This window comes from Sphingomonas sp. Leaf23 (genome assembly GCF_001421585.1).
In the GTDB taxonomy this organism is placed as follows: domain Bacteria; phylum Pseudomonadota; class Alphaproteobacteria; order Sphingomonadales; family Sphingomonadaceae; genus Sphingomonas.
This window is the reverse complement of record NZ_LMKR01000002.1, coordinates 699791-716121: the sequence shown is the minus strand read 5'-3', so window position 1 is coordinate 716121 and position 16331 is coordinate 699791. Positions and strand designations below refer to the sequence as shown.

Annotated in this window: 17 protein-coding genes; all 17 read left to right on the top strand. The window is 68.7% G+C overall.

Translation table 11 applies throughout. The features are described from left to right. Nucleotide 1: 1 nt before the first annotated feature. Complete coding sequence (gene fliF, locus ASE67_RS07120) at nucleotides 2-1693, top strand: flagellar basal-body MS-ring/collar protein FliF (RefSeq protein WP_055758426.1); 1692 nt, start codon at nucleotides 2-4, stop codon at nucleotides 1691-1693. Beyond that, nucleotides 1690-2697, top strand: coding sequence for a flagellar motor switch protein FliG (gene fliG / locus ASE67_RS07115; RefSeq protein ID WP_055758423.1), 1008 nt, complete (start codon nucleotides 1690-1692; stop codon nucleotides 2695-2697). Before fliF ends, fliG begins: the two co-directional genes overlap by 4 nt. After that, the gene (locus ASE67_RS07110; protein WP_055758421.1) at nucleotides 2690-3451 is read left to right on the top strand and encodes a FliH/SctL family protein; all 762 of its coding nucleotides are present in this window, start codon (nucleotides 2690-2692) and stop codon (nucleotides 3449-3451) included. Before fliG ends, ASE67_RS07110 begins: the two co-directional genes overlap by 8 nt. Then, a complete protein-coding gene (locus ASE67_RS07105; protein WP_055758417.1) occupies nucleotides 3451-4779 on the top strand; it encodes a FliI/YscN family ATPase in 1329 nt (442 codons plus the stop codon). The genes ASE67_RS07110 and ASE67_RS07105 overlap by 1 nt, the downstream gene beginning before the upstream one ends. Further along, the gene (locus ASE67_RS07100) at nucleotides 4772-5200 is read left to right on the top strand and encodes a hypothetical protein (protein WP_235511824.1); all 429 of its coding nucleotides are present in this window, start codon (nucleotides 4772-4774) and stop codon (nucleotides 5198-5200) included. The genes ASE67_RS07105 and ASE67_RS07100 overlap by 8 nt, the downstream gene beginning before the upstream one ends. Nucleotides 5201-5232: 32 nt before the next feature. Beyond that, nucleotides 5233-8172, top strand: coding sequence for a flagellar hook-length control protein FliK (locus tag ASE67_RS07095; RefSeq protein ID WP_156348537.1), 2940 nt, complete (start codon nucleotides 5233-5235; stop codon nucleotides 8170-8172). 11 nt (nucleotides 8173-8183) lie between these two features. Then, nucleotides 8184-8864, top strand: coding sequence for a flagellar basal body-associated FliL family protein (locus ASE67_RS07090; protein WP_055758408.1), 681 nt, complete (start codon nucleotides 8184-8186; stop codon nucleotides 8862-8864). Between the two features lie 6 nt (nucleotides 8865-8870). Next, complete coding sequence (locus ASE67_RS07085; RefSeq protein WP_055758405.1) at nucleotides 8871-9824, top strand: flagellar motor switch protein FliM; 954 nt, start codon at nucleotides 8871-8873, stop codon at nucleotides 9822-9824. Then, complete coding sequence (gene fliN / locus ASE67_RS07080; protein WP_055758402.1) at nucleotides 9821-10117, top strand: flagellar motor switch protein FliN; 297 nt, start codon at nucleotides 9821-9823, stop codon at nucleotides 10115-10117. Before ASE67_RS07085 ends, fliN begins: the two co-directional genes overlap by 4 nt. Further along, entirely contained in the window at nucleotides 10117-10371 is a 255-nt protein-coding gene (locus ASE67_RS07075) for a FliO/MopB family protein (protein ID WP_055758399.1), read from the top strand. The genes fliN and ASE67_RS07075 overlap by 1 nt, the downstream gene beginning before the upstream one ends. 83 nt (nucleotides 10372-10454) lie before the next feature. Then, nucleotides 10455-11306, top strand: a complete 852-nt coding sequence (gene fliP, locus ASE67_RS07070; RefSeq protein WP_055759280.1) for a flagellar type III secretion system pore protein FliP — start codon at nucleotides 10455-10457, stop codon at nucleotides 11304-11306. Between the two features lie 4 nt (nucleotides 11307-11310). Then, complete coding sequence (gene fliQ / locus ASE67_RS07065; protein WP_055758396.1) at nucleotides 11311-11580, top strand: flagellar biosynthesis protein FliQ; 270 nt, start codon at nucleotides 11311-11313, stop codon at nucleotides 11578-11580. 268 nt (nucleotides 11581-11848) lie between these two features. Beyond that, nucleotides 11849-12631 carry a flagellar biosynthetic protein FliR gene (gene fliR / locus ASE67_RS07060; RefSeq protein WP_055758392.1) on the top strand — a complete coding sequence of 261 codons (783 nt, stop codon included), beginning with the start codon at nucleotides 11849-11851 and terminating at the stop codon, nucleotides 12629-12631. Beyond that, the gene (locus ASE67_RS07055; protein ID WP_055758390.1) at nucleotides 12628-13755 is read left to right on the top strand and encodes an EscU/YscU/HrcU family type III secretion system export apparatus switch protein; all 1128 of its coding nucleotides are present in this window, start codon (nucleotides 12628-12630) and stop codon (nucleotides 13753-13755) included. The genes fliR and ASE67_RS07055 overlap by 4 nt, the downstream gene beginning before the upstream one ends. 51 nt (nucleotides 13756-13806) lie before the next feature. Then, nucleotides 13807-15315 carry a flagellar filament capping protein FliD gene (fliD, locus tag ASE67_RS07050; RefSeq protein WP_055758387.1) on the top strand — a complete coding sequence of 503 codons (1509 nt, stop codon included), beginning with the start codon at nucleotides 13807-13809 and terminating at the stop codon, nucleotides 15313-15315. Then, nucleotides 15315-15716 carry a flagellar export chaperone FliS gene (gene fliS, locus ASE67_RS07045; RefSeq protein WP_055758384.1) on the top strand — a complete coding sequence of 134 codons (402 nt, stop codon included), beginning with the start codon at nucleotides 15315-15317 and terminating at the stop codon, nucleotides 15714-15716. Before fliD ends, fliS begins: the two co-directional genes overlap by 1 nt. A 67-nt stretch (nucleotides 15717-15783) precedes the next feature. Continuing rightward, nucleotides 15784-16317, top strand: coding sequence for an NADPH-dependent FMN reductase (locus ASE67_RS07040; protein ID WP_055758381.1), 534 nt, complete (start codon nucleotides 15784-15786; stop codon nucleotides 16315-16317). The last annotated feature ends 14 nt before the right edge of the window (nucleotides 16318-16331 follow it).

The following is a 16331-nucleotide window of genomic DNA, read 5'->3' as shown; positions in this document are numbered from 1 at the left end:
TATGGAAAACGCTCTCGCCACCACCGGTGCAGGCGGCGTTCCCGCCGCCCCCGCGACAAAGTTCGCCAATCCGCTGACCCAGATCGGCGGGATCGTGAAGAATCCCGCCGTCAAGCGCAGCCTGCCGATGATCTTCATCGTCGGGCTGGTGCTGTCGGCGGCGCTCGCATGGATGGCACTGGCCACCCCGCCGCAGCGTACGCTGTTCCCGCAGCTGCCCGACAGCGACAAGCAGGCAGTCGTCGATGCGCTGGGCGCGGCGAAGATCACCAGCCATGTCGATGATTCGGGCGGGATCACCGTCGCCGAGGACGATTATCACCGCGCGCGCATCCTGCTGGCCGGCCAAGGCCTGCCGAAGGCCGCGCCGGGTGGCTATGCGATCCTCGACCAGCTGCCGATGGGCGTGTCGCGCGCCGTCGAGGGCGAACGGCTGCGCCAGGCGCGCGAGACCGAACTGGCCAAGTCGATCGGCGAGATCGAATCGGTCGCCGACGCCCGCGTCCACCTGGCGATGCCCGAATCCTCGGTGTTCGTGCGGGACAATGCGCAGCCGTCCGCTTCGGTCATCGTCCGACTGGAACCGGGCCGCAGCCTGACGCAGGCGCAGGTGCGCTCGATCGTCAACCTCGTCGCCAGCTCGGTGCCGGGGATGAAGGCAGACCAGGTGACGATCATCGACCAGATGGGCGCACTGCTGAGCAAGCCGACCGATGGCAGCGAGGGATCGACCCTGTCCGACGAGCGGATCGATTACCAGCGCCGGATCGAGGACAAGTATCGCGCGCAGCTCAACACGCTGCTGACCCCGCTGCTGGGTGCCGGCAATTTCTCGGCCGAGATCCAGGCCGATGTCGATCTGGACCAGAGCCAGGCGACGCGCGAAAGCTATGACAAGCAGGGCGTGGTGCGCGCCGAACAAGGCAATTGGCAGGGCAATACCCCCGGCGAGACGACCCCCGGCGGCATCCCCGGTGCGTTGAGCAACACGCCGCCTGCCGCATCGACGCTGGCGACTGCGACCCCCGGCCCCGCCGGTGCCACGGTCCAACCGGGAACCGCGCCGGGCGCCAGCCCGCCGGTCAAGACCAGCGAGAATTTCAACCGCGCCTATGACCTGGGCAAGGAAGTGTCGGTGACCCGCGCCGCCCCCGGATCGATCCGTCGCCTGTCGGTCGCCGTGCTGCTGCGCGAACCCGAAGGGGCAAAGCCGCGCAATCCGGCCGAAATCCAGCAGATCAACGATCTGGTGAAGGCGGCGGTCGGCTATAACCAGCAGCGCCAGGACACGGTGACGGTCATCAGCCGGAAATTCTCGCCCGATGCGACCGCGACCGATGTCGCCCGCCCGTGGTACGATGCCGACTGGGTACCGCTGGCCGCCCGCAACGGCACCGCACTCGTCATCGCGCTGCTGGTGCTGTTCATGGGCGTCCGCCCGATGGTCAAGGCGATCAACGAAAAGCGCAAGGCCGACGCCGCCGCCGAGACCGCCCGCGCCGCCGCCGCCGAAGCCGCGCAGCAGGCCGCGCTGACCGCCCCCGCCGGGCCGGAACCGGTCAGCATGGCGATGCTGGAAACCGCGCAGGGGTATGACGACCGGGTCGGGCTGGTCCGCGGCTTCACCCGCGACAATCCGACGCGCGCCGCGCTTGCCATCCGTGACATGATCCAGTCGGACGCCAAGTCGTGAACGCCCCCGTCCGTATCCAGACCGGCGTCGAACGCGCCGCCGTCCTGATGATGCTGGTCGGCGAGGAGGAAGCCGCCGCGATCCTGCAGAAGCTGGAACCCGAAGAGGTCCAGCAGCTGGGCAAGGCGATGTTCAGCGTCGCCGATGTCAGCGAGGACGAGGTGTCGGTGGTCCTCGACGATTTCGTCGAAAAGGCCCGCGAGCGCACCACGGTCGGCTTCGACCCGCGCCCGCATATCGAACAGGTGATGAACCGCGCGCTGGGTGCCGACAAGGCGGAGAGCGTGCTCGCCCGGATCACGCCGGTCGAGACCGCGTGCCAGATCGAGCTGCTCGACTGGATGGATGCGGCCGAGATCGTCAGCCTCATCAAGGACGAGCATCCGCAAATCGCCGCCGTCCTGCTCGCCAATCTCGAGCCGAGCGTCGCGGCGCAGGTGCTGGAGGGGCTGCCAGAGGCATCGCAGCCGCAGATCCTGCACCGCATCGCCAAGCTGGGGCCGATCACGCCCGAGGCGATCGATACGCTGAAATCGATGCTGACGCGCCGGTCGACCGGCCGTTCCAGCGGGACCGGCGTACAGCTGGGCGGGGCGAAGGATGCCGCCAAGATCCTGTCGTCGGGCCGCAAGGCGACCGAGACGCGGGTCATGCCGAAGCTGGCCAAGATCGACCGCGACATCGCCCGCCAGATCGAGGACCAGCTGTTCGTCTTCGACAACCTGCTGGAGATGGACGACAAGAATCTGGGCGTGCTGATCCGCAACGTCGACAGCGACCTGCTGGTGCGCGCGCTGAAGGGCGTGGACGAGAATGCGCGCGGCCGGTTCCTCGGCTGCATGTCGGCGCGCGCCGCCGACGGCATTCGCGACGAGATGGAGGCACGCGGTCCTATGAAGCTGGCCGAGGTGCTCGACGCGCAGAAGGGCGTCATCACCGTCGCGCGGCAGCTGGCCAAGGACGGGACGATCATGATGGGCGGCGGCGACGACGATTATGTTTGAGAGCGCCACGTCCCCGACATCCGCCTGCGGCTTCGTCGCCGGCTTCGCCAGCCGCCATGTCGCGGCGGCCGATATCCTGGCCCGCGCGTTCGGCGCGCCCGATCCGTTCGCGGCGACCGGCGTCGTGCCGGTGCGCCCGGCCGATTTCGGTGTCGCCGCCGGTGCCGCACAGTCGACTGGCCCCAAGCATTTCCGCCCGGCCGATCCCGATGCCAACCCGACCGAGGGCTGGGATCCGTTTTCGACCGTGGTCGACGAGGTGGCGTCGCCGCTGGACCCGGTGACCGAGGCGCATGCCGCGGGCTTTGCCGAGGGGCTGGCCGCCGCTGCCGCCGCCAGCCAGTCCGACACCGCGCGCGACCATGCGCTGCTCGCCAAGCTGGCCGATGCGCTGGGCACCGCGACGCATATCGACCGCGAGGCGATGGCCGCGCGGCTGCGCCAGACCGTGCTGACGCTAGTCCGCCAGATCGTGGGGGAGGTCGGCGTGTCGGCCAACCACCTGGTCGAACGGATCGACGCCGCCGCCGACCTGCTGGCCGATGGCGCGGAATCGGCGATCCTCCGGATGCATGAAGCTGACATGCCGCTGGTCGAGGGCAAGCTGCCCAAGGCGGTATTTGCCGTCGCCGACGCCCATGTCGAGCGTGGCGGCTTCATCCTCGAATCCGCCTCGACCGTGGTCGAGGATGGTCCGTCGCTCTGGCTGGAACAGCTGGGTGCCGTGATCGAAACCGTGCAGGTGCCGCGCTGATGCTCAACCGTTTCGCCGACGATTATCTGGGTGCCCTTGCCCCGACCGATTTCCGCCCGCGCGCGCGGGTGGCGGGCAAGCTCGCCAGCTATGACGGGCTGTTGATGGAAGCGGTCGGGCTGTCGCTGCCGGTCGGCACCGTGTGCCAGGTCGGCACCGGCGATGGCGGCCATGTCGAGGCGGAGGCGATCGGGTTTCGCAACGGTCGGACGCTGATGATGAACCTGGGCGGCCCGGCCCCCCTCCTCCCCGGTGCGCTGGTGCGGCCGGGCGACAAGCCGGGCGAGGCCGAGGTGGGCGAGGCGATGCTGGGCCGGGTGGTCGATGGCGCGGGCAAGCCGATCGACGGCAAGGGCCCGATCCGGGGTGCCACCCGCTGGCCGCTGGCCGGGCGTATCCAGTCGCCGCTGGACCGGGGCCGCGTGCTCGAACCGATGGACGTGGGCGTGCGCGCGATCAACGGGCTGTTGACCATCGGTCAGGGGCAGCGCGTCGGCATCATGGCGGGATCGGGCGTCGGCAAGTCGGTGCTGCTGGGCATGATGGTCCGCGCCGCCAAGGCCGATGTGATCGTCGTCGGGCTGATCGGCGAGCGCAGCCGCGAGGTTTCCGACTTCCTCGAAACCAAGCTCAAGGGCGATGCCCGTGCGCGGTCGGTCGTGGTCGCGGTGCCGGCCAATCATTCGCCGGTGCTGCGTATACGCGGCGCTTTGCGGGCAACCGCGATTGCCGAGGCGTTTCGCGAACAGGGCAAGAAGGTCCTGCTCATCATCGATTCGCTGACCCGTGTCGCGCACGCGGGCCGTGAGATCGGACTCGCGCTGGGCGAGCCGGCGTCGGCGCGCGGCTATCCGCCCTCGGCCATCGCGATGCTGCCGGGGCTGATCGAGCGGGCGGGCACGTGCGTGCGCACCGGCGGGTCGATCACCGCGATCTATACCGTGCTGGCCGATGGTGACGACAATAGCGACCCGGTGGTGGATTCGGCGCGGTCGATCCTCGACGGGCATATCGTGCTGAGCCGGCAGCTGGCCGAGCGCGGCGTCTATCCGGCGATCGACCTGGGGCCGTCGGTCAGCCGCGTGATGACCGACATCGCCGACAAGCCGCATCTGGCCGCCGCGCGGGTGCTGCGCCGGCATCTGGCGACGTATGAGGAAAATCGCGATCTGGTGCTGATGGGCGCGTATCGCCCCGGCACCGATCCGGCGATCGACGGCGCGCTGGCGGCGCATCCCGCCGTCATGGAATATGTGAAGCAGGATTCGGACGAGGTGGTGTCGTTGGACGATGCCGTTGCCGAACTGGTGGGGGTGTTCGGTGTCTGACAAGGCCAAGCGCCTGGCGCGCGTGCTGCGCGTGCGGACCATGCAGCTGAACCTGACCCAGGCCGAGGAAGCGCGCGCCGCCGCCCGCGTGGCGGAGGAGATCGCGCTGCGCGACCGCATCCTCCATCTGGCGCAGGCGGTGTCGCCGGTGCCGACCCCCAGCGCCAGCGCGCAGACGCTGGGCGCCGCCGCCCATTATCGCGAGAAACTCCACGCCACCGCGCGGGTCGTCGAGCACCGCGTGGCGCAGGCCGATGACGGGCTGACCCGCGCGAAGTCCGCGACGATGGCCGCCAAGCGCGACCAGAGCGCGGTCGAAAAGCTGCTGGAGCGCGCCCACGCCGCCCGTGCGTTGCGTGAACTGCGCGCGCTGGAAAATGCACCGCCGGTGCGCCGTCTCAATCGGCACGATCCTTGCTGATCGACCGGTCGAACGCTTTGACGGATCGACCCATGCAATTGCTCTCGGCCCTTTCCAGCACCACCTCCCCGCTTGCGATGCAGGCGCTGCCGCTTGTCGCGTCGGGCGCGGGCGACTTTGCCGCGTTGATCGCGGGGATGGTGCCGACGGGGGATGCGGTTCCGGGTGAGCGGCAGGCGGCTGCCCCGACCGGCAACCCCTTGCCGGTGATGCCTGCCGCGCCGGCCCTGCCGGTCGATGCGGTGCCGGCGGTTGCCCCGCCGCTGCCGGTATCGGCGACCGAGGCGGTGCTGATGCTGCCGCAGGAGGCCGATGCGCCGATCGTGGCGCAGGCCCGGCAGGTCGCGCCGGTGCTGGCCGCGACGGCGGTCGTCGGCGCGATGGCCGGCATACTGCCCGACGACGAACCCGCCGCCGCCCCGCCGCGTGCCGAGGATGTGGCGACCCGCGCGACGCAGCAGCTACCGGTGCCGGTGCGCTTCGCCCCGCTCCCGCCACGCGTGAAACGGGCCGAGCCCGCACCGTCGAACGATACGCCGCCGCCCGGCGAGAGCGAGGACGGCGATGATGCTGCCAAGCCGCCGTCGATCGTCGTCGCGCCGGCAGTCGTGCCGCAGCCGGCCGAGGCGATCCTTGTCGCAGCCCTCCCGACCCCGCCCGCCGTGCTGGCCGATGGTGCCAAGCCGGCGGCTGCGCTGGTGATTGAGGACGGACAAGTCGTTGCCACCGCACCCACCCCCGCCGGAGCGGGGCCAATGCGCATGGCGAAGCGCGCCGAGACGCCCGCCCCGATCGCCCGCCCCGCGCCCGTCGCCACGCAGATGCCTGATAGGACGCCGGTCGCCCGTGCCGCGCCGGCAAACGGGACGGTGACGCCGCTCGCCACCGATACGGTCGTGCCGGCGCATATCGTCGTGCCGCAGCAGACCGAGGACGTAGCGCCCGACCAGCGACAGGCCGCGCCGCGCATGGCCAGGATGCCGGCCGCGCAGACGACCGCGCCCTCTGTGGTGCCGGTCATGTCGCGTGCGGTGCCCGGCGTGACGTCGACCAAGCCAGCCATCCAAACCGCCGCGCCAGCTATCGCGGCCGATATGACATCGGCAACGCCAACCATCTCTGGCGCTACGCCGACCGTCGCGCCGCGTGCGACACCAACCAAGCCATCGGCCATGCCCACCGTACCGATCGCGGCGTCGACCGTCGCGGCCGCCGTGACCTTAAGCACGCCACCGGTCACGCCAGCCATTCCGACCGCTGAATCGACGTTCGCGCCGAATGGGGTGCCGAACAAGCCTCTGGCCGCGCCAACCGACCAGACCACTGCGCCGATCGCCGCACCCGCTGCGACGCCGAACAAGCCACTGGTCACGCAAACCGACCCGATCGCAGCGCCGATCGTCGCGCCCGCTGCGACGCCGACCAAGCTACCGGTCACGCCAACCGACCCAATCGCGGCGTCGACCGTCACACCCGCTGCGACGCCGACCAAGCTACCGGTCACGCCAACCATCCCGACCGCTGCGCCGATCGCCGCACCCGCTGCGACGCAGAACAAGTCACTGGTCACGCCAACCATCCCGACCACTGGGCCGTCCATCGCGCCCGATGCGACGCTGGTGAATCCTGTCATGTCGACCGTCGCACCAGCGGTCGTGCCGAACGCGCCCTTGATCAGGCCATCGGCCATGCCGGCGCTCGCAGCTGCGGCCGTACCCGCCACGCCAGCAGCATCGGCCACGCCGAGCATCGTGCCCGCCGCAACGACACTATCGGATGCCGGTGCGGTAAGCACTCCGGTCACGGTCGACGCGTTCGCGCCGGCTACCAACGCGACACCGCAGGTCGCCGATGCCGTGCCGGTCGATTTGTCGACAGCGATCCCACAGGTGTTGCGCGCCCAGAGTCAGCGCGAGGCGACGCCCGCCGCCGGCCCGGTGACGGTGCCGGTCGCACCCATGGTTTTGCCGGTGGACGCGGCCGTGCCAGCGCCGGTGGTAGTCGATGGCGTCGTCCGCGCCCGTCCGACGGTGCACGCCGCTGCGACGACGACCGCGCCTCTCGCCAACGATACCGCACCGACCGCTGCGATCCCGGCCGAGCGGGAGATGGCTGCGCCTGCACCCGCGAGCGCACCGACCGCGCGCCCGGACGGTCCCGCCGCCGAGCGCATCCCGATCGCCGGCGAGGCTGCCGCGCCGGTGGTGCCGGTCGCCGCGCCTACCGTGCAGCCGGTCACCGTTGCCCCCCCGGTTACGCGGATCTCCACCGCGCCGGTGTCCGATGAGACGCCTCCGGCACCTGAGACAGACGGCATCACGCCGGCCGTTCTGCACGAGAGCCATGCCGCCGCGCCGATGCCGCAGGTGACGCGCGTCGCCGCCGCGCCGGTGCAGACGCCAGCGCCGATGGTCGATGCCGGCTTCACCGATCGCGACGCCCCTGCCCCTCGCGTGCGGCGCGACGACGACCTGTCGGTCCCGGCCACCGGCGCCGCGCAGGCACCGGAGGCTGCCACATTGCGTCCGGTCGCGCCGACCGCGCATGCCGCGAGCGCCACGCTCGACACCCGCCAGCCGCAATGGGTGGAGGGGATGATCGACCGGATCACGACGCTGCGCGACGCGAACGGCACGAACAACGGCGAAACCCGCATCCGCCTGTCGCCCGATGCGCTGGGCGATGTCGAGGTGGCGATCCGCACCGGCGATGACGGCAAGCTGCATGTCCACTTCAGCAGCGACAATGCCGATGCCGGGCGCCTGCTAGCCGAGGCGCAGCCGCGCCTGGTGCAGATGGCCGAGGCACGCGGGCTGAAGCTGGGCGGGATGCAGGTCGATGTCGGCACGCAAGCGCAATCGCAACAGTCGCAGCGGCAGGCGCAGGATCAGGGCAACCCCGCCCCCCGCGCGCCGCGACCGGCGACCCAAGCCCATACCCAAACCACCCGATCCGATGATCGTATCGCCTGAGGAAGTATGACATGAGCGACAAGGACACGCCGGAGGAAAAACCGGCCAAGAAGAAGGGCAAGCTCGGCAAGATCATCGTCATGGCGGTCGGCGTCCTCGTCCTGCTGGGCGGTGGCGTCGGTGCCGGGCTGTATGCCAGTTCGTCCGGCCTGATCGGCGGCGGGCACGCCAAGGAAGGCGAGCATGAGGCGGTCAAGAAGGACCTGCCCAAGCTGGTCCCCAAGTCCGAGGAAGTGAAGGCCAGCGCCGCCGGCGGTGAAGGCGGTGGCGAAGGTGGCGGTAGCGGTGAGGGTGGCGGCGAAGGCGGCGGCGACGCGGCGGCCAACAACGGCGAGGGCGGCCGCCCGACGCCCGAGATGGAAGGCGGCGATCGCTATGCATCGAGCTATTACGCGATGGACAAGGAGTTCACCTCCAACCTGACCGACAGCACGCACTTCATCCAGGTCGGCATCGCCATCTCGACGTCGTACGACCACAAGGTGCTCGACAACCTGAAGACCCATGAAATCGCGATTCGCTCGGCGATCCTGCTGGCGCTGGGCGAGACCACCGAGGACCAGGTGTTCACCGCCGAGGGCAAGAAACAGCTGTCGCTGCGCATCAAAAAGGCGATCAACGACACTTTGGAGCAGAAAGAGGGCTTTGGCGGCGTCGGTAACGTTTATTTTACCCAATTTGTCGTTCAGTAAACGTGCATGGTTAACGCGCCATCCACCTCCGCGCCCGAGCGCCGCGAACGGGCCCGCCGGACGGCCCCGGCGTCGCACGTGCCCACGCTGGGCGCGGCGAACCTGAATCCGTTCGGCGACCTCCACGCGCTGGAGCATCTGTCGGCGCGGATGGCGCGGTCGCTGCGGCAGGTGTTCGAACCGTTGCTGCGCCGGGGCGTGCGCAGCTGGTCCGAACCGGTCGAGGTCGATCGATTCGCGGGCTATGTGCAGGCGCGGCGCAAGGACCGGCTGACCGGGTGGGTGCCGATGACGCTGTCGACCGGGGGAAGCCCGGCGATCATCGTGTTCGACGGCGCGTTCCTGCTCGAAGTGCTCGATATCTTCTTCGGCGGGTTCGGCGAGGCCCCCGCCCCGCTGCCGATCGAATTTTCGCCGGCGGCCGAGGCGATGCTGCGCCGGCTGGCCGGCGCGATCGCCCAGCCGCTGAGCGAGGCATGGGGTCCGCTGGCCGGCATCGGCTTCGAACCCGGCAACCCCGAATCGAACCCGGCGATGATGGGCGCGATCGATGGCGAGGACGCGGTGATCGCGACCCGGTTCGGCATTGCGGTGGGCGATGCGGAGCCGACCTTCATCGACATCCTCTATCCCGTCGCCGCGCTGAAACCCCATGCGCCGCAGCTGTCGACCAAGGTCCACGGCAAGAGCGCGCCCGATCCCAAATGGCTGGCGGGCCTGACCCGTGCGGTCATGTCGGTGAAGCTGCCGGTGCGATCGGTGCTGGCAGAACCGGTCGTGTCGCTCGCCCTGCTGCTGGAGCTGAAGGAGGGGGATATCATTCCGATCAGCTTTGGCCCGCAGGTGCCCGTCTGGGTCGCCAACCGGCGGCTGGGCACCGGCACGGTCGGCACCGCCAACGGACAGGCCGCGATCAAGCTCAACTCCATCGACCCCGGTTTCGAAGAGGAATTCCAATGAACGAGATGACCGGTGGCTTCCCCGCCGAAGCGTCGCTCGCCGCCAATTTCAAGCTGTTGCAGGATGTCGATGTCCGCCTGACCGTCGAGATCGGGTCGACGCAGCTGACGCTGCGCGAACTGCTGGCGCTGAGCGAATCGAGCGTGATCGAGCTGGACCGCGCCGCCAACGAGCTGCTCGACGTGTTCGTCAACGGCACGCTGATCGGGCGGGGCGAGGTGGTGACCGTCGGCGACCGCTTCGGCGTGCGCATGACCGAACTGGTCAGCCCGGACAAGCGGGTCAGCCGCTGATGATGTGGTCGTACATCCTGAAGCTGGTCATCCTGCTGCCGCTGGTGTGCGGGCTGATGATCGGCTGCCTGTATCTGTGGCGACGGCTGGAAGCGCGGATGCCGGGCAATCAGGGCGAACGGCTGGTCAAGGTGCGTGAGACGATGATGGTGTCGACCGGCACCAAGCTGGCCGTGCTGGAATTCGACGACCGGCTGCTGCTTGTATCGGTCAGCCGTAACGGGGTCACGCTGCTGGACCGGGGCGACAAGTGAGCGTCCTGGGGGGGAAGCTGGCGCCGGTATTGTCGCGGATGCGCTATCGGCCGTCGCCGATCGCCGCCGCGCGCCGGCGGACGATGGCGACCGTGCCGACGCAGACCGTCAAGGTCCGCCGGCCCGCGCGCACGCTGCCGCACTGGCGGTTCGAACTCGTGCTGGCGGTGCTGGGCCTCGCATTGATGCTGTTCCTGGCGGTGCCGGCGATGGCGCAGGGGGTGCCCGCCGCACCCGCGCCGACGCCGGGGGCCGCCGACGCGCTCGACCGGGCGCTGGGGCAACTGGGCGGCGCGAACGATGCGCCGATGGCGTTGTCGCTGCAGATCCTTATCATCATGGGGCTGTTGTCGGTCCTGCCCGGCATCCTGCTGATGATGACCAGCTTTACCCGGATCATCATCGTGCTGGCGGTGCTGCGCCAGGCGCTGGGCCTGCAACAGACGCCGCCGAACCAGGTGCTGATCGGCCTGTCGCTGTTCCTGTCGCTGTTCGTCATGTCGCCGGTGATCGGCCGGATCAACGAGACGGCGATCAAGCCCTATGCCGCCGGGCAGATCAGTTCGACCCAGATGATCGAGGCGGCCAGCCTGCCGCTCCATGCGTTCATGCTGAAGCAGACCCGGACCAAGGATGTCACGATGTTCGCGCAGATGGCCAAGATCGGCCCGATCGCGACGCCCGCCGACACGCCGTTCACGATCCTGCTGCCCGCCTTCGTCACCAGCGAACTCAAGACCGCGTTCCAGATCGCGTTCCTGATCTTCCTCCCCTTCATCGTCATCGACCTGGTGGTGGCGACCGTCCTCATGTCGCTCGGCATGATGATGCTGTCGCCGACGATCATCTCGCTGCCGTTCAAGTTGCTGCTGTTCGTGCTGGTCGATGGCTGGGCATTGACGATGGGCAGCCTTGCCGCCTCTTTCGGGACGTAACGCCATGGACGCAGGCTATTTCATGACCGTCGCGCGCGAAGCGATGTGGGTGCTGGCGCTGGTCGCGGCACCCATCCTGATTCCGGCGCTGCTCAGCGGGCTGATCCTCGGCATGATCCAGGCGGCGACGTCGATCAACGAGCAGACGCTGTCGTTCGTGCCGAAGCTGGCGGTGGTCGGCATCAGCCTGGCGGTGTTCGGGGGGATGATCCTCGGGCTGCTCAGCGATTTCACGACGAGTATCTTCGAGCGGATACCGGATCTGGTGCGGTGACGATCGTTTGCGCTCCTTCCGTCATTCCGGCGGAGGCCGGAATCCATGGAGGGGGGGACGGTTGCGCGTCATCGATAGCGCCCGACACAATGGATTCCGGCCTTCGCCGGAATGACGGGTTTGGGTTGGCTGGCGCCCATCTCCTCGCAACCCGTACCCCCGCGCAGGCGGGGGTCCAGGGTCGCGGGCGGCGGCATTCGTGGCTCTGGGCCCCCGCCTGCGCGGGGGCACGCCGGCGTGCGTGGGGACTGCTAGAGGCCAGCCAGCCATGCTAGGCTTCGGCCTGTCGGTCGAGCCGCAGCTCTGGGCGCTGCTCTTCACCATGGTCCGCATCGGCGCGGCGTTCATCGTCGCCCCCGTGTTCGGCGCGGTGGCGATGCCGGTGCAGGTGCGGGTGCTGCTGTCGGGCGCGATCGCGGTGCTGGTGCTGAAGGCACAGCCCTTTGCCATCCCGGCCGACATCTTTTCGGTCACCACCATCCTCAGCATCGCCGCCGAGGGGCTGGTGGGACTGGCCATCGGCTTTGTCCTGCAGATCGCGTTTGCCGCGCCGGTCATCGCCGCTGAGATCATCGGCATTTCGATGGGCATCGGCTTTGCGGCGATGGTCGATCCGCAGAACGGCGCGCAGAGCCCGGCGCTTGGCACCTTCCTGTCGGTGCTGCTGACCTTGCTGTTCCTGTCGCTCGACGGGCATCTGCTGCTGATCGACCTGATCGTGCGCTCCTATGAATTGCTGCCGCCGGGCGCGGCGTGGCTGAGCGCGGCCAAGCTGGAGAATATCGCGATCTTCGGCAGCTATGCGTTCCTGTCGGGGCTGCTGCTTGCGATGCCGGTCGGGTTCCTGCTGCTGTGCCTCAACCTCGTCATGGGGATGTTGTCGCGCTCCGCCCCCGCACTCAACCTGTTCGCAGTCGGGCTGCCGGCCAGCCTGTTCGTCGGGGTCGTCGCCTTGTTCGTCGCGCTGCCCGCGATGACCGATTATATGCTGGTCATCGTGCAGGAGGCGCTGGACGCCGCCAATACGCTGGTGCTGGGGGGCGTGCGTTGAGCGAAGACAAAACCGAAAGCCCAACCCAGAAGCGCCTCGACAAGGCGCGCGAAGATGGCGACGTCCTCAAGTCCAAGGAGCTGGGCGCGGCGCTGGTGATCCTGGCCGGGTGTGCGTGGCTGGCGCTGCTCGGCCCCTCGCTGGTCGGCGCGTGCAAGGCGATCATGACCGCCAGTTTCCGCTTCGGCCGGGCCGACGTCGAGGATTTCCAGCCGTGGCGCCCGCTGATCGAGGCCGGGTGGAAGCTGTTGCCGTCACTGGGCGGCATCCTCGCGCTCGCGGTATCGGCCAGCATATTGGCGCAGGCGGGGCTGACCGGCATCCGTTTTAATGGCGGCGCGCTGGCGCCCAAGGGATCGCGGATCAACCCGGCATCGGGGATGAAGCGCATCTTTGGCACGCAGGGCTGGATCGAGCTGGGCAAGTCGCTGCTGAAGGTTATCCTGCTGGGTGCCATCGGCTATGTCATGCTGAAGAAGGCGGCGATCAGTTCGGTCGGGCTGGTGTCGTCGAACGTCGATCAGGCGGTCGGCGATCTGGGCGGCACGTTCCTGACGCTTTTGTTCGTGATGGCGGGCGGGCTGGTGCTGATCGCCGGGCTGGACGTGCCGCTGGCGATCTTCCAGCGGATGCAGCGGTTGCAGATGACCAAGCAGGAAGTGCGCGACGAGCATAAGGAAAGCGACGGCGATCCGCATGTGAAGGCGCAGATCCGCCAGCGTCGCCACGATATTTTGAAGGGCGGTTTCAAGGCGGCGGTGGGCGAGGCGCAGGTCGTGCTGACCAACCCGACGCACTTCGCCGTCGCGCTACGCTACGACCATGGCCGCGACCAGGTGCCGGTGGTGGTGGCCAAGGGGCGCGGCGCGACCGCGATGGCGATCCGCGAACTGGCGGCGGAGGCGAAGATACCGATGCTCGAATATCCGCAGCTCGCCCGTGCGGTCTATTACACCAGCAAGCAGGGGCAGGAGATTCGCGACGACCTGTACCTCGCCATCGCGACCGTCCTGGCGTTCGTGATGGGCGTCAACCGGCAGGCGGGCGGCATCCAGCCGCCGGTGACCGTGCCGGAGGAGGCGCGCTACGACGAAAACGGCAATCTGGCGGTAAAAAACCCTTAAAGATTTGGCTGCCCGTGCCGTTGGATGGGGGAGACGGACCGGGGATCAACGATGGCAATCACGACGACCAGTGCGACGGCCACCGCCACCACGGCCAAGACGACGACCGCCACCACCACGACCAAGGCGACCACCCCCAACCTCGCCAATGCATTGGGCGCCGGGTCGGGGGTCGACACCGCCGCGCTGGTCAAGAACCTGGTCGAGGCGCAGTTCGCCGCCCGCAATGCCCGGCTGACGAAACAGTCCGACACGCTGACCGCGCAGGTATCGGCCGTGTCCGAGCTGAAATCGGGCATCACCGAATTCGCCAGCGCGCTGACGACGCTCGCCGAAAGCGGCGGGCTGACCACGCAGCTGAGCAGCAGCGGGTCGGCGGTGAAGGTGTCGACGGCCAGCGGTGCGAAGGTCGCGAGTCTCAACGCGAGCGTCACGGTCGCCCGCCTCGCCACGCCACAGGTCGCGGTTACGAAGGAATCGTTCAGCACCACCGGATCGGTCGGCACCGGCACGATCCAGCTGACGCTGGGCAGCGTCGATTCCACCGGAAAGTTCAACGGGAACGGCACGACCATCCCGCCGATCACCATCACGTCGAACGATGCGGCATCGCTGCAAAAGGTCGCCGACAAGATCACCGCCGCCAAGGCCGGCGTCACCGCCAGCGTGGTGAACGACGCCAACGGCCAGCGGCTGGTGCTGCGCAGCACCGACGGTGCGAACCAGGCGTTCACCGTCAGCACGACGCCCGATTCGGGCAGCACCGGGCTGGAGCGGCTGAACGTCGATTTCGACGATACGACGACCGATGGCGCCGAGATAGTGACCCGTGCGGGCAACGCGGTGTTCAGCGTCGACGGCGTGCCGATGGTCAGCGCATCGAACAAGATCACCGGCGCGGACGGCGTGATCCTCGAACTGAAGGGGGTGACGACCGATGGTCCGGTGACGCTCAGTTCGTCGACACCGACCGATGCGTTGAAGGACGCGGTGAACAACGTCGTCGCCGCCTATAACAACATGCTGGCATCGGTGAACAAGGCGACCGACCCGATCACCGGCGACCTGCGCGCCGATCCGGCGGCGATGGCGATGAAGCGGGCGCTGCAGAAGCTGAGCATCGCCGACCTGACCGGCAAGAAGGACGGCAGCCCGACCACGCTGGCGCAGATCGGCATCGCGACCAACAATGACGGATCGCTGCGCGTCGACAAGACGCAGCTGGCATCGGCGCTGGCCAAGAACCCGGACGCGGTGGAGGCGATGTTCGCCGCAGCCAGCGGCACCGACGGCACGACGGGCACCAGCCTGCCCGCCGCGCTCAACCGGATCGCGGTCAGTGCCAAGAGCACCACGCTGGGCCTTGGCGCCAGCGACAAGCGCTATGCCGATGCGCAGGGCGCGCTGGCCAAGGAACAGGCGAAGGTCGTCGAACAGACCGACCTGACCACCACCCGCATGACGCAGCAGTTCGCGGCGTCCGAAGCGCGGGTCGCGGCGTACAAGGCGCAACAGACCTTCATGGAAAACCAGATCAAGATGTGGTCGAAGAGCAACTGATGACCCGCTATGCCTCCGCATTGGCGGGCGATCCTGCCCAGACCTATCGCTCGGTCGACCTGGCCGCCCGCACCGGCGGCGCCGACCCGCACGCGCTGGTGTCGCTGTTGTACGAGGAAGCGATCCGTGCGCTGCGATCGGCGGCATGGGCGACCAACAACCGCCAATATGCGATGAAGGGCGAACGCGTGACCCGTGCGACCGCGATCCTGTTCGCGCTGGAAGCGGGACTCGATTACGAAAAGGGCGGCGACCTGTCGCAGACGCTGTCGCGGCTCTACACCGGGCTGCGCGACCAGATCGTCAACGCGAGCATCGGCCATGACGCGCAACCGTTCCTGAACGCCGCCGCCTCGCTGACCGACATCGCCGAGGCGTGGGAAGCGGTTCGGCCGCGCTGATCCCGGCGCGCCTGATTCCTGCGCTCAGCGGTGGCATCGGCTGCCATGATCCGCTAGCGGTGCGCGCATGAAGCAACCGCATATCGTCGCGCTGGGGGGCACGCTGCGCCCGACATCGGGAACCGCCGCCGCGCTGGAACGGGCGCTCGGCCATGCCGCGATGCTGGGTGCGCGCACGACGCTGCTGACCGGGCCGGCGATCGATTTCCCCAACTACGAACCCGAAACGGCAAGCGGCAATGCCCGCATCCAGTCGTTCCTGCGCGCGCTGCGCGATGCCGACGGGATCATCATCGGGTCGCCGGGCTATCACGGCACGCTGTCGGGGCTGGTCAAGAACGCGCTCGACCATGTGGAGCTGCTGCGCCGTGACGATCGCGTCTATTTCGATGGGATGCCGATCGGCATCGTCGCGACGGCAGCGGGATGGCAGGCGGCGGTGGCGACGATGACGACGCTGCGCACCGTCGCCCACGCCCTGCGCGGCTGGCCCACGCCGGTCGGCGTCGCGATCAACACGGTCGAGGACGGCGCGATCGACAAGGCCGACGGGCAGCTGCGGCTGATGGTCGAACAGATGATCGGGTTTATCACCCGGTAAATCGGATACGGTTT

Excerpts from the sequence above, each read along its gene's own strand:
- fliF (WP_055758426.1), top strand. The coding sequence starts at position 2 with ATGGAAAACGCTCTCGCCACCACCGGTGCAGGCGGCGTTCCCGCCGCC.
- ASE67_RS07110 (WP_055758421.1), top strand. The coding sequence starts at position 2,690 with ATGTTTGAGAGCGCCACGTCCCCGACATCCGCCTGCGGCTTCGTCGCC.
- ASE67_RS07105 (WP_055758417.1), top strand. The coding sequence starts at position 3,451 with ATGCTCAACCGTTTCGCCGACGATTATCTGGGTGCCCTTGCCCCGACC.
- ASE67_RS07095 (WP_156348537.1), top strand. The coding sequence starts at position 5,233 with ATGCAATTGCTCTCGGCCCTTTCCAGCACCACCTCCCCGCTTGCGATG.
- ASE67_RS07090 (WP_055758408.1), top strand. The coding sequence starts at position 8,184 with ATGAGCGACAAGGACACGCCGGAGGAAAAACCGGCCAAGAAGAAGGGC.
- ASE67_RS07085 (WP_055758405.1), top strand. The coding sequence starts at position 8,871 with ATGGTTAACGCGCCATCCACCTCCGCGCCCGAGCGCCGCGAACGGGCC.
- fliN (WP_055758402.1), top strand. The coding sequence starts at position 9,821 with ATGAACGAGATGACCGGTGGCTTCCCCGCCGAAGCGTCGCTCGCCGCC.
- ASE67_RS07075 (WP_055758399.1), top strand. The coding sequence starts at position 10,117 with ATGATGTGGTCGTACATCCTGAAGCTGGTCATCCTGCTGCCGCTGGTG.
- fliP (WP_055759280.1), top strand. The coding sequence starts at position 10,455 with ATGGCGACCGTGCCGACGCAGACCGTCAAGGTCCGCCGGCCCGCGCGC.
- fliQ (WP_055758396.1), top strand. The coding sequence starts at position 11,311 with ATGGACGCAGGCTATTTCATGACCGTCGCGCGCGAAGCGATGTGGGTG.
- fliR (WP_055758392.1), top strand. The coding sequence starts at position 11,849 with ATGCTAGGCTTCGGCCTGTCGGTCGAGCCGCAGCTCTGGGCGCTGCTC.
- fliD (WP_055758387.1), top strand. The coding sequence starts at position 13,807 with ATGGCAATCACGACGACCAGTGCGACGGCCACCGCCACCACGGCCAAG.
- fliS (WP_055758384.1), top strand. The coding sequence starts at position 15,315 with ATGACCCGCTATGCCTCCGCATTGGCGGGCGATCCTGCCCAGACCTAT.
- ASE67_RS07040 (WP_055758381.1), top strand. The coding sequence starts at position 15,784 with ATGAAGCAACCGCATATCGTCGCGCTGGGGGGCACGCTGCGCCCGACA.